Here is a 25,950-nt window from a genome sequence, read left to right on the forward strand (position 1 = left end):
CGCCGAGGACGACGCGGACTCCGTGGCGGCGCGCCAGATCGCCTACTGGACCGAGCAGTTGCGCGACCTACCCGACCAGATCGAGCTGCCCAGCGATCGGCCCCGGCCGGAGATTGCCTCCAATGCCGGTGGCACGCACAACTTCTCGGTCGACGCGCAGGTGCACGAGGCGCTCGCCGAGCTGGCGCGCGCCCGCGGCGTGACGCTGTTCATGGTCGTGCACGCCGCGCTGGCCGTGTGGGCGGGCAGGCTGTCGGGCAGCACCGACGTCGCGATCGGCACGCCGATCGCGGGCCGCGGCGAACGCGCGCTCGACGACGTCGTCGGCATGTTCGTCAACACGCTGGTGCTGCGCAGCGAGGTCGATCCCGGCGCCCACTTCGGTGCGCTGCTCGACCAGGTGCGCCGCACCGATCTGGCCGCCTTCGCCAACGCCGACGTGCCGTTCGAGCGGCTGGTGGACGTGCTCAGCCCGGCGCGTTCGCAGGCGCACCACCCGCTGTTCCAGGTCGCGCTGACCTTCGAAGCCGCCTCGGCGGCCGAGCTCGGCGCCGTCGCGCTGCCCGGCGGCCTCGAACTCGCCGCCGTCGACTTCGACCCAGGCACGGCGAAATTCGACGTGCAGCTCACCGTGGGCGAGGCCGCCGACGGCGGGCTGACGCTGTCGTGGAACTACGCCACCGAACTGTTCGATCCGGAGACGGTGACGGCCTTCGCCGACCGTCTGGTGCGCATCCTGCGCGGCATCGCCGAGGACCCGGAGATCGCCATCGGCGATATCGACCTGCTCGGTGAGAGCGAGCGGCTGGACGTGTCGCAGCGCTGGGTGTCCTCCGGCGCGCAAAGCGTCGCGGGCGCGTTCGCCGATCCGGATATCACGCTGGTCGGGCTGTTCGACGCGGCGGTGGCCGCGCACCCGAACCGGGTGGCCGCCCGCTTCGGCGTGGAGACGCTGACCTACGCCGAGCTGGACCGGCGCGCGAACGTGCTGGCGCGCAGGCTGATCAGCGACGGCGCCGGGCCCGAGACGCTGGTCGCGGTGATCCTGCCGCGCTCGCTGGACCTCGTGGTCGCGCTGCTGGCCGTGGTGAAGACGGGCGCGGGTTACGTGCCGGTCGACCCGACCTACCCGGCCGAGCGCATCGCCTACGTGCTCGCCGATTCCCGGCCCACCAGCGTGGTGCTCGACTCCACGGTGCAGGTCGAGGTGCCCGCCGGGCTGCCCGCCGTCGTGCTGGACGGGTTCGCGGTGGAGACCGGCAATGTCGAGGACGCCGACGACGCCCCGATCACCGACGCCGACCGCAACTCCGCGCTCACGCCCGACAACGTCGCGTACGTGATCTACACCTCCGGCTCTACCGGCCGCCCGAAGGGCGTCGCCGTCGCGCACCGCAATGTGGTGCGGCTGTTCGCGAACACCGACCGCGACTTCGGTTTCGGGCCCGAGGACGTCTGGACGCTGTTCCACAGCTACGCCTTCGACTTCTCGGTATGGGAGCTGTGGGGCCCGCTGCTGTTCGGCGGCACCCTCGTGGTGGTCGACTACTACACCTCGCGGTCGCCGGAGCAGTTCCTGGAACTGCTGCGCGCCGAACGCGTCACGGTGCTCAACCAGACCCCGTCCGCGTTCTACCAGCTGGCCGAAGCGGACCGGAACGCCGCGCCCGACGCCGCGCCGCTGGCGCTGCGCTACGTGGTGTTCGGCGGCGAGGCGCTGGAGCTGCGCAGGCTCTCGGACTGGGTCGCGCGCCACGGCGACGGCACCGGTGCGACGTCTACGACCGCGCCGCTGCTGGTCAACATGTACGGCATCACCGAGACCACGGTGCACGTGTCCTACCGCGCGCTGGACGCCGCGACCATCGCCGCCGCCTCCGGCAGCGTGGTCGGCCGCGCCATCGCCGGCCTGCGGGTGTACGTGCTCGACAGCAGGCTGCGCCCGGTGCCGGTCGGCGTCGCGGGCGAAATGTACGTGGCGGGACCGCAATTGGCCCGCGGCTACCTCGGCCGTCCCGATCTGTCGGCCGCTCGTTTCGTCGCCGACCCGATGGGCGACGAGCCGGGCGGGCGACTGTATCGCTCCGGCGACCTCGCCCGCTGGAACCGCTTCGGCGAGCTGGAATACCTGGGCCGCGCCGACGACCAGGTCAAGGTGCGCGGCTTCCGCATCGAGCTCGGCGAGATCGAGTCCGCGATCCTCGCCCAGCCCGGCATCGCCCAGGCCGCGGTCATCGTGCGCGAGGACCAGCCCGGCGATCAGCGGATCGTCGCCTACGTGGTGTCCGAGCCGGGCGCCGAACCCGTGCTCGACGCGGTCCGCGACGGCGCGGCCGCGCAGCTGCCCGCCTACATGGTGCCCTCGGCCGTGGTGCGGCTGGAGTGGATCCCGCTGACCGTCAACGGGAAGCTGGACCGCCGTGCGCTGCCCGCGCCGACCGCGCAGGCGCGCGCCTTCCGCGCGCCGGTCACTCCGGTGCAGGAGACCGTGGCGGCGGTGTTCGCCGACGTGCTCGGCCTGGATCGGGTCGGCGTGGACGACGACTTCTTCGACCTCGGCGGCAACTCGCTGATCGCGACCAGGGTGGTCGCCCGCATCGGCGCCGCGCTCGGCACGACCGTCGCCGTGCGCACCCTGTTCGAGGCTTCCACGGTCGAAGCCCTTGCCGCGCGGGTGGAATCGCACGCCGACGGCGCGGCCCGGGCCCGCCTGGTCGCCCGCGAGCGGGCGGCCGACGAACTGGTGCCGCTGTCGTTCGCGCAGCAGCGCATGTGGTTCCTGAACAAGTACGACACCGCCTCGGCGGCCTACAACCTGCCGATCGCGATCAGGCTCACCGGCGCGCTGGACGTCGAGGCGCTGCGTCTGGCGGTCGCCGACGTGGTGCGCAGGCACGAGTCGCTGCGCACCCGCTACCCCGAGCACGGCGGCACCCCGGTCCAGGTGATCGTGCCCGCCGAGGACATCGCCGCGGACCTGCATCCCGTGGCGGTCGACCCGGCGCGGCTGATCGAGACGGTGACCGAGTTCGTCACCGCCGGATTCGACGTGGCCGAAGAGGTTCCGTTGCGCACCCGGCTGTACGCGGCCGGGCCGGACGAGCACGTGCTCGTCGTGGTGGTGCACCACATCGCGGCCGACGGCTTCTCGATGAGCCCGCTGACCCGCGACGTGATGGCCGCTTACACCGCGCGCAGCACCGGCAGCGCCCCCGGCTGGGCGCCGCTGGCGGTGCAGTACGCCGACTTCGCCGTCTGGCAGCGCGAGATCCTCGGCTCCGAGGAGGACCCGGACTCGCTGCTGGCGAAGCAGGTCGCGTACTGGCGGCGCGCGCTCGACGACGTCCCCGACGAGCTGACCCTGCCCACCGACCGTCCGCGTCCGGCCGTCGCCTCGCACCATGGCGCGACGCTGCATCGCGAGCTGCCCGGTGAACTTGTCGCCGCGCTGGAAGACCTCGCGCGGCAGCGCGGCGCGTCGCTGTTCATGGTGATGCACGGCGCGCTGTCGGTGCTGCTGTCGCGTCTGTCCGGCAGCGACGACGTCGCGGTCGGCACGCCGATCGCGGGCCGCGGCGAGGCCGCGCTCGACGACCTGGTCGGCATGTTCGTCAACACGCTGGTGCTGCGGACCGGCATCGAGCCGGGCGAGTCGTTCGCCGATCTGCTGGACCGGGTGCGCCGCACCGACCTCGACGCCTACGGCAACGCCGACGTGCCGTTCGAGCGGCTGGTGGAACTGCTCGCCCCGGAGCGCTCGCAGGCCCGCAACCCGCTGTTCCAGGTGATGCTGGCGTTCCAGAACCTGGAGCGCACCACCCTCGAGCTGCCGGGCCTGTCGGTGTCCGCGCTGGACCTGGAAGAGAACGTCGCGCGCTTCGACCTGCAGTTCACCCTTGCCGAGCGCGGCGAAACCGGTTCCGGCGCTATGGCCTTGGCGCTCACCTACGCCACCGAACTGTTCGACGAGGCGACCGCGGCGGCCATCGTGGACCGCTGGGAACGCGTGCTGGCGGCCGTCGCGGCCGATCCGTCGGTGACCGTCGGCGCGATCGACGTGCTCGACGCCGCCGAGCGGGCCGACCTGGTCGCCCGCACCGGCGCGCCCGCCACGCCCGCGCGGACACTGCCGGACCTGATCGCCGAGGCCGCGGCCATCGACCCGGAGGCGCCCGCCGTGGTGTTCCAGGGGAGAAGTGTGTCCTACGGTGAGCTGGACGCGCGGTCGAACCGCCTGGCCCGCTTGCTGATCGAGCGTGGCATCGGCACCGAGGATCTGGTGGCGGTCGCTGTGCCGCGCTCGGACGAGTCGTACTTCGCCGAGTGGGCGGTGTCCAAGTCCGGCGGCGCGTTCGTGCCGATCGACCCGACCTACCCGGCCGACCGCATCGCGCACATGGTCACCGACTCGGGCTCCCCGATCGGTCTCACCGTGGCCTCGGTGCGCGCCGAGCTGCCCGAGTCGGTCGAGTGGCTGGTGCTCGACGAGCTGGATCTCGCCGGATTCGACGACGCCGCGGTCACCGACGCCGATCGGGTGCGCCCGGTGCGGCCGGAGCACCCCGCGTACGTCATCTACACCTCCGGTTCCACCGGTGTGCCCAAGGGCGTCGTGGTCACGCACGCCGGTCTGGCCAACTTCCGGGACGAGCAGAACGCCCGCTACGACGTCGATTCCGACACGCGCGCACTGCATTTCGCCTCGCCCAGCTTCGACGCGTCGATCCTGGAATTCCTGCTGGCGATCGGCCGCGGCGGCGCCCTGGTGGTCTGCCCGCCCGGCGTCTACGGCGGCGAGGAGCTGTCCGAGCTGATCCGCGCCGAGCGGGTCACGCACGCCTTCATCACCCCGTCGGTGCTCGCCTCGCTGGATTCGGCGGCGCTGGCGGGCATGCGGGTGATCGTGGCGGGCGGCGAGGCCGTGCCCGCCGATCTGGTCACCAAGTGGGGTGGCGCGCCGGACGGTTCGGGCCGCCGCTTCCACAACGGTTACGGCCCGACCGAGACCACGATCATGACCAACATCAGCGACGCGCTCGCGCCCGGCGACCGGGTCACCATCGGTGGCCCGACCCGCGGCATGCAGTCGCTGATCCTCGACGCCCAGCTCAGGCCCGTTCCGGTGGGTGTCGCGGGTGAGCTGTATCTGTCGGGCGTCCAGCTGGCACGCGGCTACCACGCGCGCCCGGGGCTGTCGGCGGAGCGCTTCGTCGCCAACCCGTACGTGCCCGGCGCACGGATGTACCGCACGGGTGACGTGGTCCGCTGGACCCGGGTCGCGCACTCCGCAGGCTCCGCGCCCGCTGGAGGAGTCGAATCGCTCGTCGTCGAATACGTAGGCCGCTCCGACTTCCAGGTGAAGGTGCGCGGCTTCCGCATCGAGCTCGGCGAGATCGACGCCGCGCTCGCCGCGCACGAGACCGTCGACTTCGCCGTCACCGTCGGCCACAAGAGCGCTGCGGGCGCCGTGTCGCTGGTGTCGTACGTCGTTGCCGCGCAAGGGCACTCGATCGATGTGGCGGCGCTGACCGCGCATGTCGAGGAGCGCCTGCCCGCCTACATGGTGCCCTCGTCGATCATGGTGATCGACCATGTGCCGCTCACCCCGGTGGGCAAGCTGGACCGCAAGGCGCTGCCGGAGCCGGTATTCGCGACCGAGGTCGTGTTCCGCGCGGCGCGCACCCCGGTCGAGCAGACCATCGCCGAGGTGTTCGCCGAAGTGCTCGGTGTGGAGCGAGTCGGCGTGGACGATTCGTTCTTCGCCCTCGGCGGCGACAGCATCGTCTCGATCCAGCTGGTGTCGCGGGCCAAGGCGCGCGGCGTGGTGTTCACCCCGCGGCACGTCTTCGAGCAGCGCACGGTGGCGGGTCTGGCGTCGGTCGCGGAGACGACCGAGGCAGCCGAGGCATCGGCGACGACTCTGGCCGAGCCGCCGGGCGGCGGGATCGGCGTCATGCCGTTGACGCCGGTCGTGCGGTTCATGGCCGAGCGGCGCGGCTCGTTCGGCCGGTTCAACCAGACGCTGGCGCTGGAACTGCCGGTCGGCATCGACCGGGCGGGCATCGCCGCGACGGTCGGCGCCGTCATCGATCGGCACGACATGCTGCGCGCGAGCCTGCGCCGCGACGGTGACGACTGGGTCGTCGAGACCGCCGCGCCGGGCACGGTCGAGGTGGACGCACTGATCGACCGCACCGAGTTCGCCGCGAACGTCACCGACGCCGAACTGGTCGAGATCGCCTCTGCCGCACTGGATGAGTCGCTGGACCGGCTCGATCCCGCCGCGGGCGTGGCGATCCGGTTCGTCTGGCTGGAACCCGATTCCGCCGAGCGCGCCGGACGTCTGATCGTCGTCGCCCACCACCTGGTGGTGGACGGCGTCTCCTGGCGCATCCTGGTGCCGGACTTCGTCACGGCGTGGGGCCAGCGCACCGCGGGGCAGACCCCCGAGCTGGTCGCCCCGGCCACGTCGATGCGGGCCTGGGCGCACGCGCTGGAGCGCGAGGCGGCCGCCCCGCAGCGGGTGGCCGAACTCGACTACTGGCGTTCGGTGGTCGCCACGGCCGATCCGCTGCTGACCGAGCGTCCGATGGACCCCGCGCTCGACACCTCGGGCGTCATCGACAAGCATCAGGTCGAGGTGTCCGCCGAGGTCACCAAGGCCCTGCTCACCAAGGTTCCGGCGCTGTTCCACGGCGGTGTGAACGACGGCCTGCTCACCGCGCTGGCGCTGGCCACCGCGAAGTGGCGGGCGCGCCGGGTGGCCGCCCGGGGCGAGGATTCGCTGCTGATCCGCCTGGAGGGTCACGGCCGCGAGGAAGACGTGGTGCCGGGTGCGGATCTGTCGCGCACCGTCGGCTGGTTCACCGCGATCTACCCGGTGCGCTTCGACCTGTCCGGCATCGACGTCGACGCGGCGTTCGCCGGCGGACCCGCGCTGGGCGCGGCCGTCAAGGCGGTCAAGGAGCAGTTGCTCTCCGTGCCGGACAAGGGCATCGGCTACGGCCTGCTGCGCTACCTGAACCCCGAGACCGCGGCCGAGTTGCCGCGTGAGCTGCCCGGACAGGTGAGCTTCAACTACCTCGGTCGCGTCTCCGAGGGCGACGTGCCGGAGTCGCTGCGCGGCTTCGGCTGGATCCCCGCGCCGGAACTCGGCGCGCTGGGCGGTGCCTACGACGCGGACATGCCCGCGATGGCGCCGCTGGACGTGAACGCGATCGTGGTCGGCGACAAGCTGACCGCCAACATCGGCTATCCGTCGACCCTGCTGTCGGCCGCCGAGGTGCGCGAGTTCGGCGAGCTGTGGACCACGGCGCTGGAAGCGGTGGCCCGCCACGCCAATTCGACCGGCGCGGGTGGGCACACCCCGTCGGACTTCGCGCTGGTGCGCAGCACGCAACGGGATATCGACAGCTGGGAGCGGCGCTTCCCGGCGCTGTCGGACGTCTGGCCGCTGTCGGCGCTGCAGGCCGGTCTGCTGTTCCACGCTCGCCTCGCCGCGAGCTCGGTGGACGTGTACACCGCGCAGGCGGTGCTGACGCTCACCGGCCGGGTGGACGCCGCCCGGTTGCGTTCGGCAGCACAGGCATTGGTGGACCGCTACGAGAACCTGCGCACCGCGTTCGTCAGCGACCACGACGGCAACCCGGTGCAGATCGTGCTGGACAGCGTCCGCGTCGCGTGGGCCGAGTACGACCGAACCGAATCCGGGTCGGCCGAGGACCTGATCGAGGCCGACCGCATGCGGCGGTTCGACCTGACCGCGCCGCCGCTGATCCGCTTCACGCTGATCCAGGTCGCGCCCGACCGCTGGCAGTTCGTGGTGTCCAACCACCACATCCTGCTCGACGGCTGGTCGATGCCGCTGCTGATGCGGGATCTGCTGGTGCTCTACGCCGTGCACGCGGACGCTTCCGCGCTGCCCGCGGTGCGCTCCTACCGGCACTTCCTGGACTGGACCCGGCAGCAGGACCACACCGCGTCCCTGGCCGCGTGGGCGCACGCGCTGCGCGGCGTCGGCGAGCCGACCCTGCTGGCGCGGCCGGACGCCGGTCGCGAGATCACCTCGCTGTCGGGCGAGTACTTCTTCGAGTTGGACGAGGCGACCACCGCGCGGCTGACCGCGCTGGCCGGCTCGCTCGGCGTCACCCCGAACACCGTGCTGCAGACGGCGTGGGGCATTCTCGTCGGCCGGATGACCAGCCGCGACGACGTGCTGTTCGGCACCACCGTCTCCGGCCGTCCCGCGCAGCTGTCCGGCGTGGAGGCGATGGTCGGTCTGTTCATCAACACCGTGCCGGTGCGGGTGCGCTTCGATCCGTCGGAGTCCGTGCGCGACCTGCTCGTCCGCACTCAGGGTGAGCAGGCCGATCTGCTCGACCACCACTACGTGGGTCTGGCCGACATCCAGGCGGTCGCTGGCATCGGCGGCCTGTTCGACACCCTCGTGGTGTTCGAGTCCTACCCGGTCGACGCGGCGGGCTTGCAGGCGCAGGCCGCGGACATCGACGGCATGGCCGTGGTCGGCCTGGACGCGGCCGACGCCACGCATTACCCGCTCACTCTGATCGCGCAGCTGGATTCGCGGTTGCGGGTGCGCGCGGGCTACCTGCGCGACCTGTTCGACGAGCAGACCGTGCGCCGCATCGCCGACCGCCTGATCCGGGTGCTCACCGCGATCACCGCCGAGCCCGGCGCGATCGTCGGCGACATCGAGCTGCTGGACACCGCCGAGCGCGAGCTCGTGGTGCGCGGTTGGAACGACACCGAATTCGATGTGGCCGCTGCCTTGCCGGGTGGCTCCGCTTCCGCCGCGACCCTCGTCTCGATGTTCTACGACCAGGTGGAACGCACCCCCGACGCGGCCGCGATCACGTTCGAGGGGACAACTCTGTCCTACGCGGAGTTCTCCTGGCGGGTGAACCAGCTGGCGCGCTGGCTGATCGCGCGCGGTGTCGGCGCGGAATCGTATGTGGCGCTGGGTATGCGGCGTTCCATCGATCTGGTGGTCGGCATGTACGCCGTGGCCGTGGCCGGTGGCTCGTACGTGCCGCTGGACCCGGATCACCCGGCCGAGCGCACCGAATACATCCTCGGCACGGCCGATCCGGTGTGCGTGCTGACCTCGGGCAGTGATCTGGACATCGACACCGCGCAGGTGCGGATCGATCTGCTGGACCTGAAGGGTCTGTCGGAGGCTCCGGTCACCGACGCGGATCGGCGTGCGCCGCTGCGTCCGTCGAACACCGCCTATGTGATCTTCACCTCGGGTTCGACGGGTCGTCCGAAGGGCGTCGCCGTCTCGCACGCCGCGATCGTCAACCGGCTGGTCTGGATGCAGACCGCCTACCAGCTGACCGCCGACGATGTGGTGTTGCAGAAGACCCCGGCCACGTTCGACGTGTCGGTGTGGGAGTTCTTCTGGCCGTTGCAGATCGGTGCGCGCCTGGTCGTCGCCAAGCCCGACGGGCACCGTGACCCGGCCTACCTCGCGGAGGTCATCAGCGGCGAGAAGGTGACGGTCACCCACTTCGTGCCCTCGATGCTCGCGGTGTTCGTCGCTGATGCGGCTGCCGCGCAGTGCGATTCGCTGCGGTTGGTCTTCGCCTCCGGTGAGGCGCTGCCGCCCAAGCCCGCGCACCGCCTGCGTGAGTTGACCGGTGCGGCCTTGCACAACTTGTACGGTCCGACCGAAGCGGCGGTCGACGTCACCTTCCACGAGGTCGTGGACGCCGACACCGAGACCGTGCCGATCGGCGCTCCGGTGTTCAACACCCAGGTCTTCGTGCTGGACGCGCGTCTGCGTCCGGTGCCGGTGGGTGTCGCGGGTGAGCTGTACCTCGCGGGCACGCAGCTGGCGCGTGGTTACGTGGCGCGTCCGGATCTGACCAGCGATCGGTTCGTGGCGAACCCGTTCGGGGAGCCCGGTGCGCGGATGTACCGCACGGGTGACCTGGTGGCCTGGACCGAGCACGGTGAGCTGGAGTACCTGGGCCGCACCGACTTCCAGGTGAAGTTGCGTGGTCTGCGGATCGAGCTGGGTGAGATCGAGTCGGCGCTGACCGGCCTGGACGAAGTCGCCCAGTCGGTCGTGGTCGTGCGCTCCGACGCGCACGCGGGCGATCAGCTCGTCGCGTACGTCATTCCCGCGCAAGACGCCGCGCTGGACATCGAGCTGGTCCGGGAAGACCTGGCGCGGCAACTGCCCGCGTACATGGTGCCGTCGGTCGTGATCGTGCTCGACGAGTTCCCGCTCAACGCCTCCGGCAAGCTGGACCGCAAGGCCCTGCCCGCGCCGGTGTTCGAGGCCGCGGTGTTCCGCGCCCCGACCACGCCGGTCGAGGAGATCGTCGCCGCCACCTTCGCCGACGTGCTCGGCCTGGAGCGGGTCGGCCTGGACGACGACTTCTTCGCTCTCGGCGGCAACTCGCTGTCCGCCACCCAGGTCGCGGCCCGCCTGTCCGCCGCGCTGGACACCGATCTCGGCGTGCGTGAACTGTTCGAGGCGTCCACTGTGGTCGCCCTCGCGGCGCGTGCGGAGACCAAGGCGGGCGCGGGCGGCCGTGCGCCGCTGGCGCCGCAGCAGCGGCCGGAGCTGGTGCCGCTGTCGCTGGCCCAGCAGCGCATGTGGTTCCTCAACCGCTTCGACCCCGACTCGGCGGTGGACAACATCCCGGCCGCGGTGCGGCTGTCCGGCCTGCTCGACCGGCAGGCGCTGCAGATCGCCGTCGCCGACGTGCTGGCCAGGCACGAGTCGCTGCGCACGTTCTACCCCGAGGTGGACGGCGCCGCGCATCAGCAGACCGTGGCCACCGCGAAGGTCATCCCGGATCTCACCCCGGTCGACGTCACCGAAGCCGAACTGCCCGAGCGGCTCGCGGAGCTGATCGGCACGGCGTTCGACGTCACCGCCGAGGTGCCGTTCCGCGCCCGGCTGTTCGAGATCAGCCCCACCGAGCACGTGCTCGCCCTGGTGGTGCACCACATCTCGGCCGACGGGTTCTCCATGGGCCCGCTCACCCGGGACGTGATGACCGCCTACGGCGCCCGCGTGGACGGCGGCGAGCCCGCTTGGCGTCCGCTGGACGTGCAGTACGCGGACTTCGCGCTGTGGCAGCGCCAGGTCCTCGGCGCCGAGGACGACCCGAATTCGGTGATCTCCGAGCAGATCTCGTTCTGGTCGGACACGCTGCGCGGGCTGCCCGAGCAACTGGACCTGCCCGCCGACCGGCCGCGTCCCGCGGTCGCCTCCGGCCGCGGCGCCACGCACGTCTTCGAGATCGACGCGCAGACCCACGCTCAGCTCACCGAGCTCGCCCGCACCAGAGGCGCGACGCTGTTCATGGTCGCGCACACCGCGCTGGCCGTGCTGCTGTCGCGCCTGTCCGGCGAGGACGACATCGCGATCGGCACCCCGATCGCGGGCCGAGGCGAGCGCGCGCTCGACGACCTGATCGGCATGTTCGTCAACACCCTGGTCCTGCGCACCCCGATCGAGCCCGCGGCGACGTTCACCGACCTGCTGCGTTCGGTGCGCGCCACCGACATCGCCGCGTTCGGGCACGCCGACCTGCCGTTCGAGCGGTTGGTGGAGATCCTGAACCCGGCGCGCTCGCAGGCGCGCCACCCGCTGTTCCAGGTGATGCTGTCGTTCCAGAACACCGGCCAGAACAGCCTCGAACTCCCCGGCCTCACGGTCAGCGGTGTCGACCTGCCGATCGACGTCGCCAAGTTCGACCTGCAACTGGTGCTGTCCGAACGCGACGCCGCTGGGGCGGCCGTCGGTACCGGCGCTGCCCCCGCGGGTATCGCCGCCGAGCTGATCTACGCCACCGACCTGTTCGACCCGGCCACCATGGCGGAGTTCGGCCGCCGCTTCGGCCGGTTGCTGAAGGCCGTCGCGGCCGAGCCGGACCGGCCCATCGGCGACATCGCGCTGCTGGACGAGCAGGAGACCGCGCAGGCACTGCGCGGCTGGAACGACACCGCCCGCGACCTCGGCCCGGCGACCACGCTGGTCGAGGAGTTCGCCGCGCAGGCCGCGGCCACGCCGGACGCGGTGGCCGTGGTCGACCCGGCCGCCGGAACGTCGCTCACCTACGCCGAATTCGCCGCTCGTGTGCGGCGGCTCGCGCGCCGCCTCATCGAAGCGGGCGTCGGCCCGGAGACGCTGGTCGCCCTCGGCCTGCGCCGCTCGGTGGACCTGGTCGTGGCGGCTTACGCGGTGCACGCCGCGGGTGGCGGATACGTGCCGCTGGACCTGGACCAGCCCGCCGATCGCGTGCACTACGTGCTCGACTCGGCCGACCCGGTCTGCGTGCTCACCACCGCACGCGACGCGTTCGACGGCGCGGGCCGCGCGACGCTGAGCATCGATGAGCTGGACCTGTCCGGCTACCCGGACGCACCCGTCACCGATGCCGACCGCATCGCGCCGCTGCGTCCACAGCACCCGGCGTACGTGATCTTCACCTCCGGCTCCACGGGACGCCCCAAGGGCGTCGCCGTGCCGCACGCCGCGGTCGTCAACCAGATCCGCTGGATCACCGGCGAATACGGCATCGGCGCCGACGACGTCGTGCTGTTCAAGACGCCCGCCACCTTCGACGTGTCGGTGTGGGAGCTGTTCGGACCGCTGAGCACCGGCGGCCGGATCGTGGTGGCGAGCCCGGACGGGCACCGCGACCCGCAGTACCTCGCCGAGGTGATCGCCGCCGAGCGGGTCACCATGACCTCGTTCGTACCGTCCATGCTGAGCGTCTTCGCGGGCGGGATCGACCCGGCCGACGCGACCTCGCTCGCCTCGCTGCGGACGCTGTTCGTCGCCGGTGAGGCGTTCACAGCCGACGCGGTCGTCGCCATCCGCCGGGTGAGCGACGCCGCGCTGTACAACCTGTACGGCCCCACCGAGTTCACCGTGCACGCCACGCACGGTCCGGTGGCCGAGCAGGTGGATGGCGCCGTGCCGATCGGCCTGCCGGTGTGGAACGCGCAGGCGTACGTCCTGGACGCGCGGCTGCATCCGGTGCCGCCGAACGTCGCGGGCGAGCTGTACCTCGCGGGCGACCAGCTGGCGCGCGGCTACGTCGGCCGCGCCGACCTGACCGCCGACCGCTTCGTGGCCAACCCGTACGGGGAGCCTGGCGCGCGGATGTACCGCACCGGTGACCTGGTCACCCGGGACGACACCGGAGCCATCGAATACCTGGGCCGCACCGACTTCCAGGTGAAGCTGCGCGGTCTGCGCATCGAGCTCGGCGAGATCGAGGCCGCGCTCACCGCCCACGAATCGGTCGCCCAGTCGGTCGCCTTGGTGCGCTCCGACGCGCGCACCGGCGACCAGTTGGTCGGCTACGTGGTGCCCGCGGGCGGCGCCACGGTGGACGTCGAGCAGCTGCGCGCGCATCTGTCCGCGCTGCTGCCGTCGTACATGGTGCCCGCCGCGATCGTGGTGCTCGATGCCATGCCGCTGAACCCGAACGGCAAGCTGGACCGGCGCGCGCTGCCCGAACCCGTTTTCGAGGCACGGGCGTTCCGTGCGCCGTCGACACCGGTCGAGGAGATCGTCGCCGACGTCTTCGCCGAGGTGCTCGGCCTGGCGCAGGCCGAACGCGCCGTCGGCCTGGACGACGACTTCTTCGACCTGGGCGGCAACTCGCTGATCGCCACCCAGGTGGTCGCCCGCCTCGGTGCGGCGCTGGACACCAGGATCCCGGTCCGCGTGCTGTTCGAGGCGCCCACGGTGGCCGCGCTGGCCGCGCGGGTCGAGACGCACCAGGGCACTGGCCGCCGCCGCGAGCTGGTGGCGGGCCCGCGACCGTCGAAGATCCCGTTGTCGCTGGCCCAGCAGCGGATGTGGTTCCTGAACCGGTTCGACAACCAGACCGCGGTGAACAACATCCCGCTCGCGGTCCGGCTCACCGGAACCCTGGACACCGAGGCGCTGCGCCAGGCCGTCGCCGACGTGGTCGACCGGCACGAGGTGCTGCGCACCGTCTATCCGGAGACCGCCGACGGCCAGGGCGTGCAGGTCGTGCTGCCCGCCGGGCACAGCGCCATCGATCTCACCCCGATCGAGGTGTCCGAGGCCGAGATCGCCGAGCGGATCAGCGAACTGGTGCTGACCGGCTTCGACGTCACCGCCGCGGTGCCGGTGCGGGCCGAACTGTTCCGCATCGCGGGCTCGATGGACGGCTCGCAGCCCGACACCCACGTGCTGGTGTTCGTGGTGCACCACATCTCCGGCGACGGCTGGTCGGTGCGCCCGCTGGCGCGCGACGTGATGGTGGCCTACTCGGCGCGTTCGCGCGGCGAGGCGCCCGCCTGGGCTCCGCTGCCGGTGCAGTACGCCGACTACGCGCTGTGGCAGCGCGAAACGCTGGGCTCCGAAGGCGATCCCGGTTCGCTGATCGCCCAGCAGGTCGCGTTCTGGTCCGACACCCTGGCCGGGCTGCCGGATCAGCTCGACCTGCCGTCGGACCGCTCCCGCCCGGCGGTGGCGTCCAACCGTGGTGGCGTGTACGAGTTCTCGCTCGACGCGCAGCTGCTGCGCGAGCTGAACGCGCTGGCCCGCGCGAACGGCGCCAGCCTGTTCATGGTGGTGCACGCGGCGTTCGCCGCGCTGCTGGCGCGGCTGTCCGGCAGCGACGACATCGCCATCGGCACCGCGGTCGCCGGCCGTGGCGAGGCGGTGCTCGACGACGCGATCGGCATGTTCGTCAACACCCTGGTGCTGCGCAGCGCGGTCGATCCAGCGGAACCGTTCACCGAATTGGTCAAGCGCACCAAGGACACCGACCTGGCGGCGTTCGCGCACGCGGACCTGCCGTTCGAGCGGCTGGTGGAGATCCTGAACCCGGCGCGCTCGCAGGCGCGTCACCCGCTGTTCCAGGTGATGCTGTCGTTCCAGAACACCGGTGAGGCCGCGTTCGAGCTGCCCGGGCTCGAGGTGGCCGGTGTGCCGCTGGACGTGGTGACCGCCAAGTTCGACCTGCATCTCAACCTCGCCGACCGGTTCGACGCCGCTGGTGCGGTCGACGGCATGACCGCCGAATTCGCCTACGCCACCGACATGTTCGACGCCGACACGATCGCGGGCGTGGCGGCGCGCCTGGTCCGGATGCTGAGCGCGGTCGTCGCGGATCCGTCCGTCACCATCGGCGATGTCGAGCTGCTCGACAGCGTCGAGAGCACCGAGGTCATCGAGCGGTGGAACGACACCGCGCACCCGGTCGACCCGGCCGCCACCCTGGTGTCGATGTTCGCCGCGCAGCTCGCGCGGACCCCGGACGCGCCCGCGGTGACGTTCGAGGGGACGAGTCTCTCCTACGCCGAGTTCGCCGCGCGGGTCAACCGCTTGGCCCGGCACCTGATCGCGCTGGGCGTCGGCCCGGATTCCATGGTGGCGCTCGGCATGCGCCGCTCGATCGACCTGGTGGTCGGCATGTACGCGGTGAGCGTCGCCGGTGGCGCGTACGTGCCGCTGGATCCGGATCATCCGGCCGACCGCACCCGCTACGTGCTCGACACCGCCCGGCCGGTGTGCGTGCTCACCACCTCGCGCGACGGCTTCGACGCGGGCGCGACCCAGGCGATCGAGATCGATGTGATCTCCCTCGCCGACTACTCCGACGAGCCCGTCACCGACGCCGAACGCCGTGCGCCGCTGCGTCCGTCGAACACCGCGTACGTGATCTTCACCTCCGGTTCCACCGGTCGCCCGAAGGGCGTAGCGGTCTCGCACGCCGCGATCGTCAACCGCCTGGTGTGGATGCAGGACGAGTACGGCTTGGACGACACCGACGTGGTGTTGCAGAAGACCCCGGCCACGTTCGACGTGTCGGTGTGGGAGTTCTTCTGGCCCTTGCAGGTCGGCGCGCGGCTCGTGGTGGCCAAGCCCGACGGCCATCGCGACCCGGCCTACCTCGTGCAGGTCATCACCGACGAGCAGGTCACCACGGCGCACTTCGTGCCGTCCATGCTGTCGGTGTTCGTCGCCGAAGAACGCGCCGACGAATGCACCAGCCTGCGCAACGTCTTCGCCTCCGGTGAGGCGCTGCCCGCCGCCACCGCGCAGCGCATGCAGGAACTCACCGGCGCGCGTCTGCACAACTTGTACGGCCCGACCGAAGCCGCGGTCGACGTCACCTTCCACGAGGTGACCGAGGGCGACACGGTGTCGGTGCCGATCGGCGCTCCGGTGTTCAACACCCAGGTGTACGTGCTGGATTCGCGCCTGCACCCGGTGCCGGTGGGTGTCGCGGGTGAGCTGTACCTCGCGGGCGTGCAACTGGCCCGCGGCTACGTCGCGCGTCCCGATCTCACCTCCGACCGGTTCGTGGCGAACCCCTACGGCGAGCCCGGCGCGCGGATGTACCGCACCGGCGACCTCGTCACCTGGACCGGCAAGGGCGAGCTGGAGTACCTGGGCCGCACCGACTTCCAGGTGAAGCTGCGCGGTCTGCGCATCGAGCTGGGCGAGATCGAGTCGGCGCTCACGGCGCTGGACTCGATCGCGCAGGCCGTGGTCGTGGTGCGCTCGGACGACCGGCTGGGCGACCAGCTGGTCGCCTACGTCATCGCGACCGCGGGCCGTTCGGTGGACATCGACGGCGTGCGCGCGGAACTCGGCGGCGAACTGCCCGCGTACATGGTGCCCTCGGCGTTCGTCGTGCTGGACGCGTTCCCGCTGAACGCCTCCGGCAAGCTGGACCGCAAGGCGCTGCCCGCGCCGGTGTTCGAGGCCAAGGTGTTCCGCGCTCCGTCCACCCCGATCGAGGAGATCGTGGCGGGCACCTTCGGCGACGTGCTCGGCGTCGCGCGGGTCGGCCTGGACGACGACTTCTTCGAACTCGGCGGCAACTCGCTGCTGGCCACCCAGGTGACCGCGCGGCTGGGCGCCGCGCTGGACACCAGGCTCGCGGTGCGCGACCTGTTCGAGGCGTCCACCGTGGTGGCGCTGGCCGCCCGGGTGGAGCACAACGCCGGGTCCGGCCGGGACCGGCCGCGCCTGGAGGCGGGGGAGCGCCCGGCGCGCATCCCGCTCTCGCCCGCGCAGCAGCGGTACTGGTTCCTCAACCAGTTCGACACGGCCACCTCGGCGGTGGACAACATTCCGCTGGCCGTCCGGCTGTCCGGCACGCTCGACGTGGCCGCGCTGGAACAGGCCATCGGCGACGTGTTCGCCCGCCACGAGGTGCTGCGCACCACCTACCCGCGTTCGGCGGACGGGCCGCACCAGGTGATCCGTCCCGCGGACCGGTCCGCGGCGGCGCTCACCCCGATCGATGTCGCCGAGGAGGATCTGCTCGGCGCCGTCATCGGCTTCGCGCTGACCACCTTCGACGTCACCGTCGAGGTGCCGTTGGCGGTGGCGCTGTTCCGGATTGTCCCGGGCGGGAGTAGGGCGGGATCCGGCACAGCCGAGCATGTGCTCGCGTTCACCGTGCACCACGTCGCGGCCGACGGCTCGTCGATGGGCCCGCTGGCCCGCGACGTGATGGCCGCCTACGTGGCCCGCGTGCAGGGCGAGGTGCCGCAGTGGCAGCCGCTGCCGGTGCAGTACGCCGACTACGCGCTGTGGCAGCGCGCGGTGCTCGGGTCCGAGGACGATCCGGAATCGCTGGCCGCCCGTCAGGTGGCGTACTGGACCTCGGCGCTGGCCGACCTGCCCGATCAGCTGGAACTGCCCGCCGACCGGCCGCGCCCGCCCGCGCAGTCGTTCCAGGGCAAGGCGATCCGCTTCGAGATCGACCCGCAGCGGCACGCCCGCCTGCACGAGTTGGCGCGCGGACACAACGCGTCGCTGTTCATGGTGGTGCACGCGGCGCTCGCGGTGCTGCTGTCGCGGCTGTCGGGCACCGACGACATCGCGGTCGGCACCCCGATCGCCGGTCGCGGCGAACGCGAACTCGACGACCTGATCGGCATGTTCGTCAACACCCTGGTGTTCCGTACCCGGGTGCGGCCCGCCGAGCGTTTCGCCGACCTGCTCGGCGACGTGAAGGAACGCGACCTGGAGGCGTTCGCCAACGCCGACGTGCCGTTCGAGCGCCTGGTCGAGGTGCTCAACCCGGTGCGCTCGACCGCGCGCAACCCGCTGTTCCAGGTGGGCCTGTCTTTCCAGAACCTGGCCGAGACCACCTTCGAACTGCCCGGGCTCACCGTGAGCGCGGTCAACTTCGACTCCCAGCTGGCCAAGACGGACCTGCACGTCACGCTGTACGACCGGTACGCCGAGGACGGCACACCAGCCGAGATCATCACCGAATTCGGTTACGCCACCGACCTGTTCGACGAGGACACGGTGCAGGGCTTCGCCGACCGGTTCCTGCGCGTGCTCGACGCCGTGCTGGCCGACGCCTCGGTGCTGGTGGGCGAGATCGATCTGCTCGCGCCGCAGGAGAGCGAGCGCATCCTCAGCGCCTGGAACGACACCGACCACGCGGTGGATACGACCGCGACGCTGGTGTCGCTGCTGGATGCCACCGTGGCCGCGACGCCGGAGGCGGTGGCGCTGGTCGCCGACGAGCCGACCGGGCGCCGCGAGCTGACCTACGCCGAGCTGGACGCGCGGGTCAACCGCCTGGCCCGCTACCTGATCGGCCGCGGCGTCGGCCCGGAGGACCGGGTCGCGCTGGCGATCCGCCGCTCCACCGACCTCGTGGTCGCCATGTACGCGGTCGCGAAGGCCGGCGCGGCGTACGTGCCGATCGATCCGGACCAGCCCGCCGAGCGGACCGACTACATCCTCGGCACCGCCGCGCCGGTGTGCGTGCTGACCACCGCGCGCGACGGCTTCCGCACCGCGGCGGCCGAGACGGTGCAGATCGACGGGCTCGACCTCGCCGGGTACGCGGACACGCCGGTGACCGCGGCCGAGCGCACGCGTGCGCTGACCCCCGCGAACACCGCGTACGTGATCTTCACGTCCGGTTCGACCGGCCAGCCGAAGGGCGTGGCCGTCCCGCACGGCGCGATCGTCAACCAGTTGCAATGGGAGACGGCCGTTTTCGAGCTCGGCATCGAAGACGCGGTGCTGCTGAAGACGGCGGCGACGTTCGACCTCTCGGTGTGGGAGTTCTGGTCGGCCGCGGTTTCCGGTGGCCGCTTGGTGATCTCGACGGCCGACGGGCACCGTGACCCGGCGTACCTCAACGAGCTGATGCGCGCCACCGGCGTCACCACGCTGCACGTGGTGCCGTCCATGCTGGACGCGTTGCTCACCGAATCCGGTGGCCGCCTGTCGGCCTCGCTGCGGCGGGTGCTGGCCATCGGTGAGGCGCTGCCGGCCGCGACCGCTCAGCGGTTGCGCCGCAACAACGCCGCCGAACTGCACAACCTCTACGGTCCGACCGAGGCGGCGGTGTCCATCACCAGCCACCTGGTCAACGATGCCGACGAAGCGGCGGTCTCGATCGGCGCGCCGGAGTGGAACAGCCGGGTCTACGTGCTCGACTCCCGCCTGCGGCCGGTGCCGGTCGGCGTCTCCGGCGAGCTGTACCTGGCCGGTGCCCAGCTGGCGCGCGGCTACTTCGGTCGCGCCGACCTGACCGCCGACCGGTTCGTCGCCGACCCGTTCGGCGCGCAGGGCGAGCGGATGTACCGCACCGGCGACCTGGTGGCCTGGAGCGCCACCGGTGAGCTGGACTACCGCGGCCGCACCGACTTCCAGGTGAAGATCCGCGGCTTCCGCATCGAGCTCGGCGAGATCGAGGCCGCGCTGCTGCGGCAGGACGCGGTGAGCGCGGCCGCCGTCGTCGCGCACAACGATCCGAGCATCGGCGACCGGTTGGTCGCCTACGTGGTGCCCCGGAGCGGCACGCTGGACAAGCGCGCGTTGCAGTCCGCGCTGGCGGCGGAGCTGCCGTCGTACATGGTGCCGTCGATGCTGATCGAGCTGGACGCGTTGCCGCTCAACGCGAACGGCAAGCTGGACCGTAAGGCGCTGCCGCAGCCCACCTTCGAGAAGGCGGTGTTCCGCGCGCCGGTCACCCCGATCGAGCAGATCGTGGCGAACACCTTCGCCGAGGTGCTGCGGATCTCCGATCGTGACGGTGCATCCGGCGGGCAGGAGCGCAGCGACCGGGGGAAGAGTCCGTCGAAACGCCTCGGCCTGGACGACGACTTCTTCGCCTGGGGCGGTAACTCACTGCTGGCCACGCAGGTCGCCGCCCGCTTGGGCGAGGCCCTCGACACCCGGGTGCCGGTGCGCCTGCTGTTCGAGGCGTCCACCGTGGCCGCGCTCGCGGTGCGGGTGGAGCAGCACGCCGACCTGGGCGGCCGCCGCGCGCTGACCGCGGGACCGCGGCCGGAGCACATCCCGCTGTCGCTGGCGCAGCAGCGCATGTGGTTCCTCAACCGGTTCGACACCCAGTCGGCGGCCTACAACGTGCCGATCGCGGTGCGACTGTCGGGCGCGCTGGACGTGGCCGCGCTGCGTGCCGCCATCGCCGACCTGGTGAGCAGGCACGAGATCCTGCGCACCGTCTACCCGCAGACCGAGTCCGGCCCGGTGCAGGTCATCCTGCCGCCCGCGCAGGCGATGCCGCGCCTGGAGGTGCGGGTGGTCGCGCCCGCGCAGATCGAGTCCGCCGTGGTGGCGCTGACCTCGACGATCTTCGACGTCACCACCGAGGTGCCGATGAAGGTCGCGCTGTTCCAGATCGCCGGAGAGGGCGCGCCGACCGGGCCGGACGGCTCGGTGGACTACGTGCTGGCCATGGTGGTGCACCACATCTCCGGTGACGGGTCCTCGGTCGGCCCGCTGACCAGGGACCTGATGATCGCCTACGCCGCGCGCGCGGCCGGCGAGGCGCCGAACTGGGCGCCGCTGCAGGTCCAGTACGCGGACTACAGCATCTGGCAGCGCGAACTGCTCGGCGACGAGAACGATCCGGAATCGCTGGCCGCCAAGCAGGTGGCCTACTGGAAGCAGGCCCTGGCCGAGCTGCCCGACCAGCTGGACCTGCCCTCGGACCGGCCGCGTCCCGCGGTGCAGTCGTTCGCGGGTGGCAAGGTCGAGTTGCGGGTGGACGCGCAGACCCATCAGGCGCTGATCGAGCTGGCGCGCGCGGAGGGCGCGACGCTGTTCATGGTCGTGCACACCGCGCTCGCGGTGCTGCTGGCTCGCTTGTCGGGCACCGACGACATCGCGATCGGCACGCCGATGGCGGGTCGTGGCGAAGCCGCGCTGGACGATTTGATCGGCATGTTCGTCAACACCCTGGTGTTCCGCACCCGGGTCGAGGCGGGCGAGGCGTTCACCGACCTGCTGGCCCGTCAGCGCGAGACCGACATCCAGGCGTTCGCCAACGCCGACGTGCCGTTCGAGCGCCTGGTCGAGGTGCTCAACCCGGTGCGCTCGACCGCACGGCACCCGCTGTTCCAGGTGGGTCTGTCGTTCCAGAACCTGGCGCAGTCCGCGCTGGAGCTGCCCGGCTTGAGCGTGTCCGGCCTGGACATCGACACCGAGCTGTCCCAGTTCGACCTGCACCTGATCGCGACCGACCGCTACGACGACGGCGGCGCGCCCGAGGGCATCACCGGGTTCTTCACCTACGCGACCGACATGTTCGATCGCTCGACGGTGCAGGGCTTCGTGGATCGGTTCGCGCGCCTGCTCGGCGAGATCGTCGCCGCGCCGCGCACCCCGGTCGGCGACCTCGAACTGCTCGACGCCGCCGAGCGGACCCGGCTGCTCACCGCACGCAATGCGACCGGCCAGCCGGTGGACACCTCCGCCACGCTGGTGTCGCTGCTGGACGCCACGGTGGCGGCCGGGCCGAAGGAAGTCGCGCTCGTCACCGAGGACGGCGAGTCGATCACCTACGGTGCGCTCGATGTCCGGGTGAACCGCCTTGCGCGGCATTTGATCTCGTTGGGTGTGGGTCCGGAGTCGCGGGTCGCGCTCGCGCTTCGCCGGTCGGTCGATTTGATCGTGGCGATGTATGCGGTGGCGAAGTCCGGTGGTGCGTATGTGCCGGTGGATCCGGATCAGGCTGCCGAGCGCACGAGTTACATCCTGGAGACGGCGGCGCCGGTGTGTGTGCTGTCGAATGCGGATGCTGATTTCGATACCGATGTCGCGCCGGTGGTGCGGATCGATGAACTCGATCTGTCGGGTGTGGAGGCCAAGCCGGTCACCGATGCCGATCGTGTCGCGCCGTTGCGTCCGGAGAACACCGCGTATGTGATCTTCACCTCCGGTTCCACCGGCCGCCCGAAGGGCGTGGCGGTGCCGCACGGTGCGATCGCGAACCAATTGCAGTGGAAGAACATTGAGTTCGGTCTCGATGCCGCCGACGCGATCCTGCTGAAGACTGCCGCGACGTTCGACTTGTCGGTGTGGGAGTTCTGGTCTGCCGCGGTGTGCGGTGGGCGTTTGGTGATCGCTTCAGCCGATGGTCACCGCGACCCTGCGTACCTGAACGAGTTGATGGCGCGCGAGTGGGTCACCACGTTGCATGTGGTGCCGTCGATGCTGGATGCGTTGTTGACGGCCGGTATGCCGAACTCGCTGTGGCGGGTGTTGGCGATCGGTGAGGCGTTGCCGGGTTCGGTGGCGCAGCGGTTCCTGCGGGAGAACCCGCGCACCGAGTTGTTCAACCTCTACGGTCCGACCGAGGCGGCGGTGTCCATCACCAGCCACCGGGTCACGCTCTCCGACGAGACGTCCGTGTCGATCGGCGCGCCCGAATGGAACAGCCAGGTCTACGTCCTCGACGGCCGCTTGCGGCCGGTTCCGGACGGCGTTTCCGGTGAGTTGTACCTGGCTGGTGCGCAGTTGGCGCGTGGGTATTTCGGTCGTGCGGATCTGACCGCGGATCGGTTCGTGGCCAACCCGTTCCAGCCCGGTGCTCGGATGTACCGCACCGGTGACCTGGTCGCCTGGAACCCCAACGGCGAACTCGAGTACCGGGGTCGTACGGATTTCCAGGTGAAGATCCGTGGTTTCCGTATCGAGCTCGGTGAAATCGAAGCCGCACTGCTCGCACTGCCCGAAATCGCGCAGACGGCGGTGATCGCGAAGTCCGATCCGAAGACCGGTGACCGCCTGGTGGCCTACCTGGTGCCGAGCGATGCCGAAGCCGGTGTCGATGTGGCGCAGGTGAAGTCCGAACTCACTGCCGGATTGCCGTCCTACATGGTGCCCTCGGCGTTGGTGGTGTTGGATGCTTTGCCGTTGAATGTGAACGGCAAGCTGGATCGCAAGGCCTTGCCGGAGCCGGAGTTCGAGGTTCAGGCGTTTCGTACGCCGTCGACTCCGATCGAGGAAATCGTGGCCACCGTGTACGCCGAGGTGCTCGGTGTGGAGCGTGTCGGCGCGGACGACGACTTCTTCGCCCTGGGTGGTAACTCGTTGTTGGCGACTCAGGTCGCGGCACGGATCGGCGCCGCACTGGACGCGCGTGTTCCGGTGCGTGTGCTGTTCGAAGCCTCCACCGTCGCCGGACTCGCCGCCAAGGTCGAGCAGCACGCGGGCGCCGGTGGCCGCCGCGAGCTGGTCGCGGGTCCGCGTCCGGAGCGGATTCCGCTGTCGCTGGCACAGCAGCGCATGTGGTTCCTCAACCAGTTCGATACCGCCTCGGCGGTGAACAACATCCCGGTGGCCGTGCGGCTCACCGGTGAACTGGATGTCGAGGCGCTGCAATCGGCGGTCGGCGACGTCATCGGCAGGCACGAGACGCTGCGCACCGTCTACCCCGAACAGGACGGCACGGCGTATCAGGTGATCGTGTCCGTCGAGCGGGCCCTGCCGGACCTGACGCCGGAAGCGGTCGCAGCCGAGGACATCCGGCACCGGATCATCGAGGTGGTCTCGGCCGGATTCGACGTGACCACCGAGGTCCCGTTGCGGGCCAAGCTGTTCCGGGTGACCGACGCGGGCGGCGACACAACGTACGTGCTCGTGTTCGTCGCACACCACATCAGCGCGGACGGCTGGTCGATGGGCCCGCTGACCCGCGACGTGATGCTGGCCTACGCGGCCCGCTCGGCCGGCGTGGAACCGGGCTGGGCGCCGCTGCCGGTGCAGTACGCCGACTTCAGCCTCTGGCAGCGGGACGTGCTCGGCTCCGAGACCGACCCGGAGAGCCTGATCTCGCAGCAGGCCGAATACTGGCGCGCCGCGCTGGCCGGGCTGCCCGACGAACTCAACCTGCCCGCCGACCGGCCGCGTCCGACGACGCAGTCGTTCGCCGGTGGGCGCGTGGTGTTCCCGATCGACGGCGAGTTGCACCGCATGCTCACCGAGATCGCCAGGGAGCAGAACGCGACGCTGTTCATGGTCGTGCACGCCGCGCTCGCGCTGTTCCTCGCGCGCATGTCCGGCACCGACGACATCGCCATCGGCACGCCCATCGCGGGCCGCGGCGAAGCCGAACTCGACGACGTGATCGGCATGTTCGTCAACACCCTGGTGCTGCGCTCGCACGTGGACGGCGACTTGACCTTCGGCCAGTTCCTGGCCCGCACCAAGGACGCCGACCTGCAGGCGTTCGCGCACGCGGACCTGCCGTTCGAGCGGCTGGTGGAACTGCTCAACCCGGAGCGCTCCACCGCGCGCCACCCGCTGTTCCAGGTGGCGCTGTCGTTCGAGAACCTGCCCGAGAGCAGCTTCGAACTGCCCGGACTGCACGTAGGCGCGGTCGATTTCGACGTGGACACCGCCAAGTTCGACCTGTCGCTGACCATCCGCGAGGCGTCCGGAGCACGCAGCCCGGGGGAGAACCCCGACGAGGCAGGCATGTACGCGGAGTTCTCCTTCGCGCGCGACCTGTTCGACGACGAGACGGTGCAGATCTTCGCCGAGCGCTTCACCAGGCTGCTCACCGCGATCACCGCCGACCGCCAGACCCCGATCGGTGACCTGCCGCTGCTGGACGCGGCCGAGTACCACCTGCTCACGCACGTGGCAGGCGAGGACGTCATGGCCACCGGCCTACTGCCGGACCTGCTGCAGTACGGTGCGCGGCTGGACCCGGAGCAGATCGCGGTGCGCTACCAGGGCCGCTCGATCACCTACCGCGAACTGGACGAGTACTCCTCGCGCCTGGCGCGGGTGCTCATCTCGCGCGGCGTGGGACCGGAGCGCATCGTGGCGCTGTCGTTCCCGCGTTCCTACGAGATGGTCGCCGCGTTCTGGGCGGTGGCGAAGGCCGGCGGCGCGCACGTGCCGATCGACCCGACCTACCCCGAAGACCGCATGCGGCACATGGTCAACGACTCCGGCGCGGTCATCGGCATCACCGCGAGCGAGTACGTGGACCGGCTGCCGCGCGACGTCGAGTGGCTGCGGATCGACGACCCGGCGCTGGGCGAACTGATCGAGAGCCGGTCCGCCGAGCAGGTCACCGACGCCGACCGGATCTCCTCGCTGGCCATGCGCCACCCGGCGTACGTCATCTACACCTCCGGCTCGACCGGTATGCCCAAGGGCGTCACCGTGACCCACGCGGGGATGGGCGGCCTGGTCGGCGTCGCGACCGACCTGTACCAGCTGGAATCGCACCACCGGTTCCTGCACATCTGCTCGCCCAGCTTCGACCCGTCGGTGCTGGAGTGGCTGTGCGCCGCCTACACCGGCGCCACCCTGGTGGTCGTGCCGTCGACCATCATCGGCGGCCCGGATCTGGCGGAGCTGCTGCGCACCGAGCGGGTGAGCCACACGATCATCACCCCCGCGGTGCTGGGCACGGTCGATCCGGAAGGCATGGAGGCGCTCGAGGTGGCTTCCGTCGGCGGTGACGTCACCACGGCGGAACTGCTGGCCAAGTGGTGGCCGGGCCGCAAGTACTTCAATGCGTACGGCCCGACCGAGACGACGATCATCTCCTCCTACGCCCAGCTCACGCCGGGCAGGCACATCACCATCGGCCGTCCGGTGCGCGGTATGTCCGCGCTGGTGCTCGACCACCGGCTCAACCCGGTGCCGCCGGGCGTCGCGGGCGA

General features: G+C 71.0%; 1 protein-coding gene (cut by both window edges). It reads left to right on the forward strand.

All 25,950 nt of this window come from inside a single coding sequence — locus tag LTT66_RS17015, non-ribosomal peptide synthase/polyketide synthase (RefSeq protein ID WP_233068653.1), on the forward strand. Of the gene's 43,788 coding nucleotides, 13,436 precede the window and 4,402 follow it; the stretch shown corresponds to coding positions 13,437-39,386 (codon 4,479, partial, through codon 13,129, partial); the first complete codon in view begins at position 2. Both the start codon and the stop codon lie outside the window.

It is taken from the genome of Nocardia gipuzkoensis (assembly GCF_021183645.1).
In the GTDB taxonomy this organism is placed as follows: domain Bacteria; phylum Actinomycetota; class Actinomycetes; order Mycobacteriales; family Mycobacteriaceae; genus Nocardia; species Nocardia abscessus.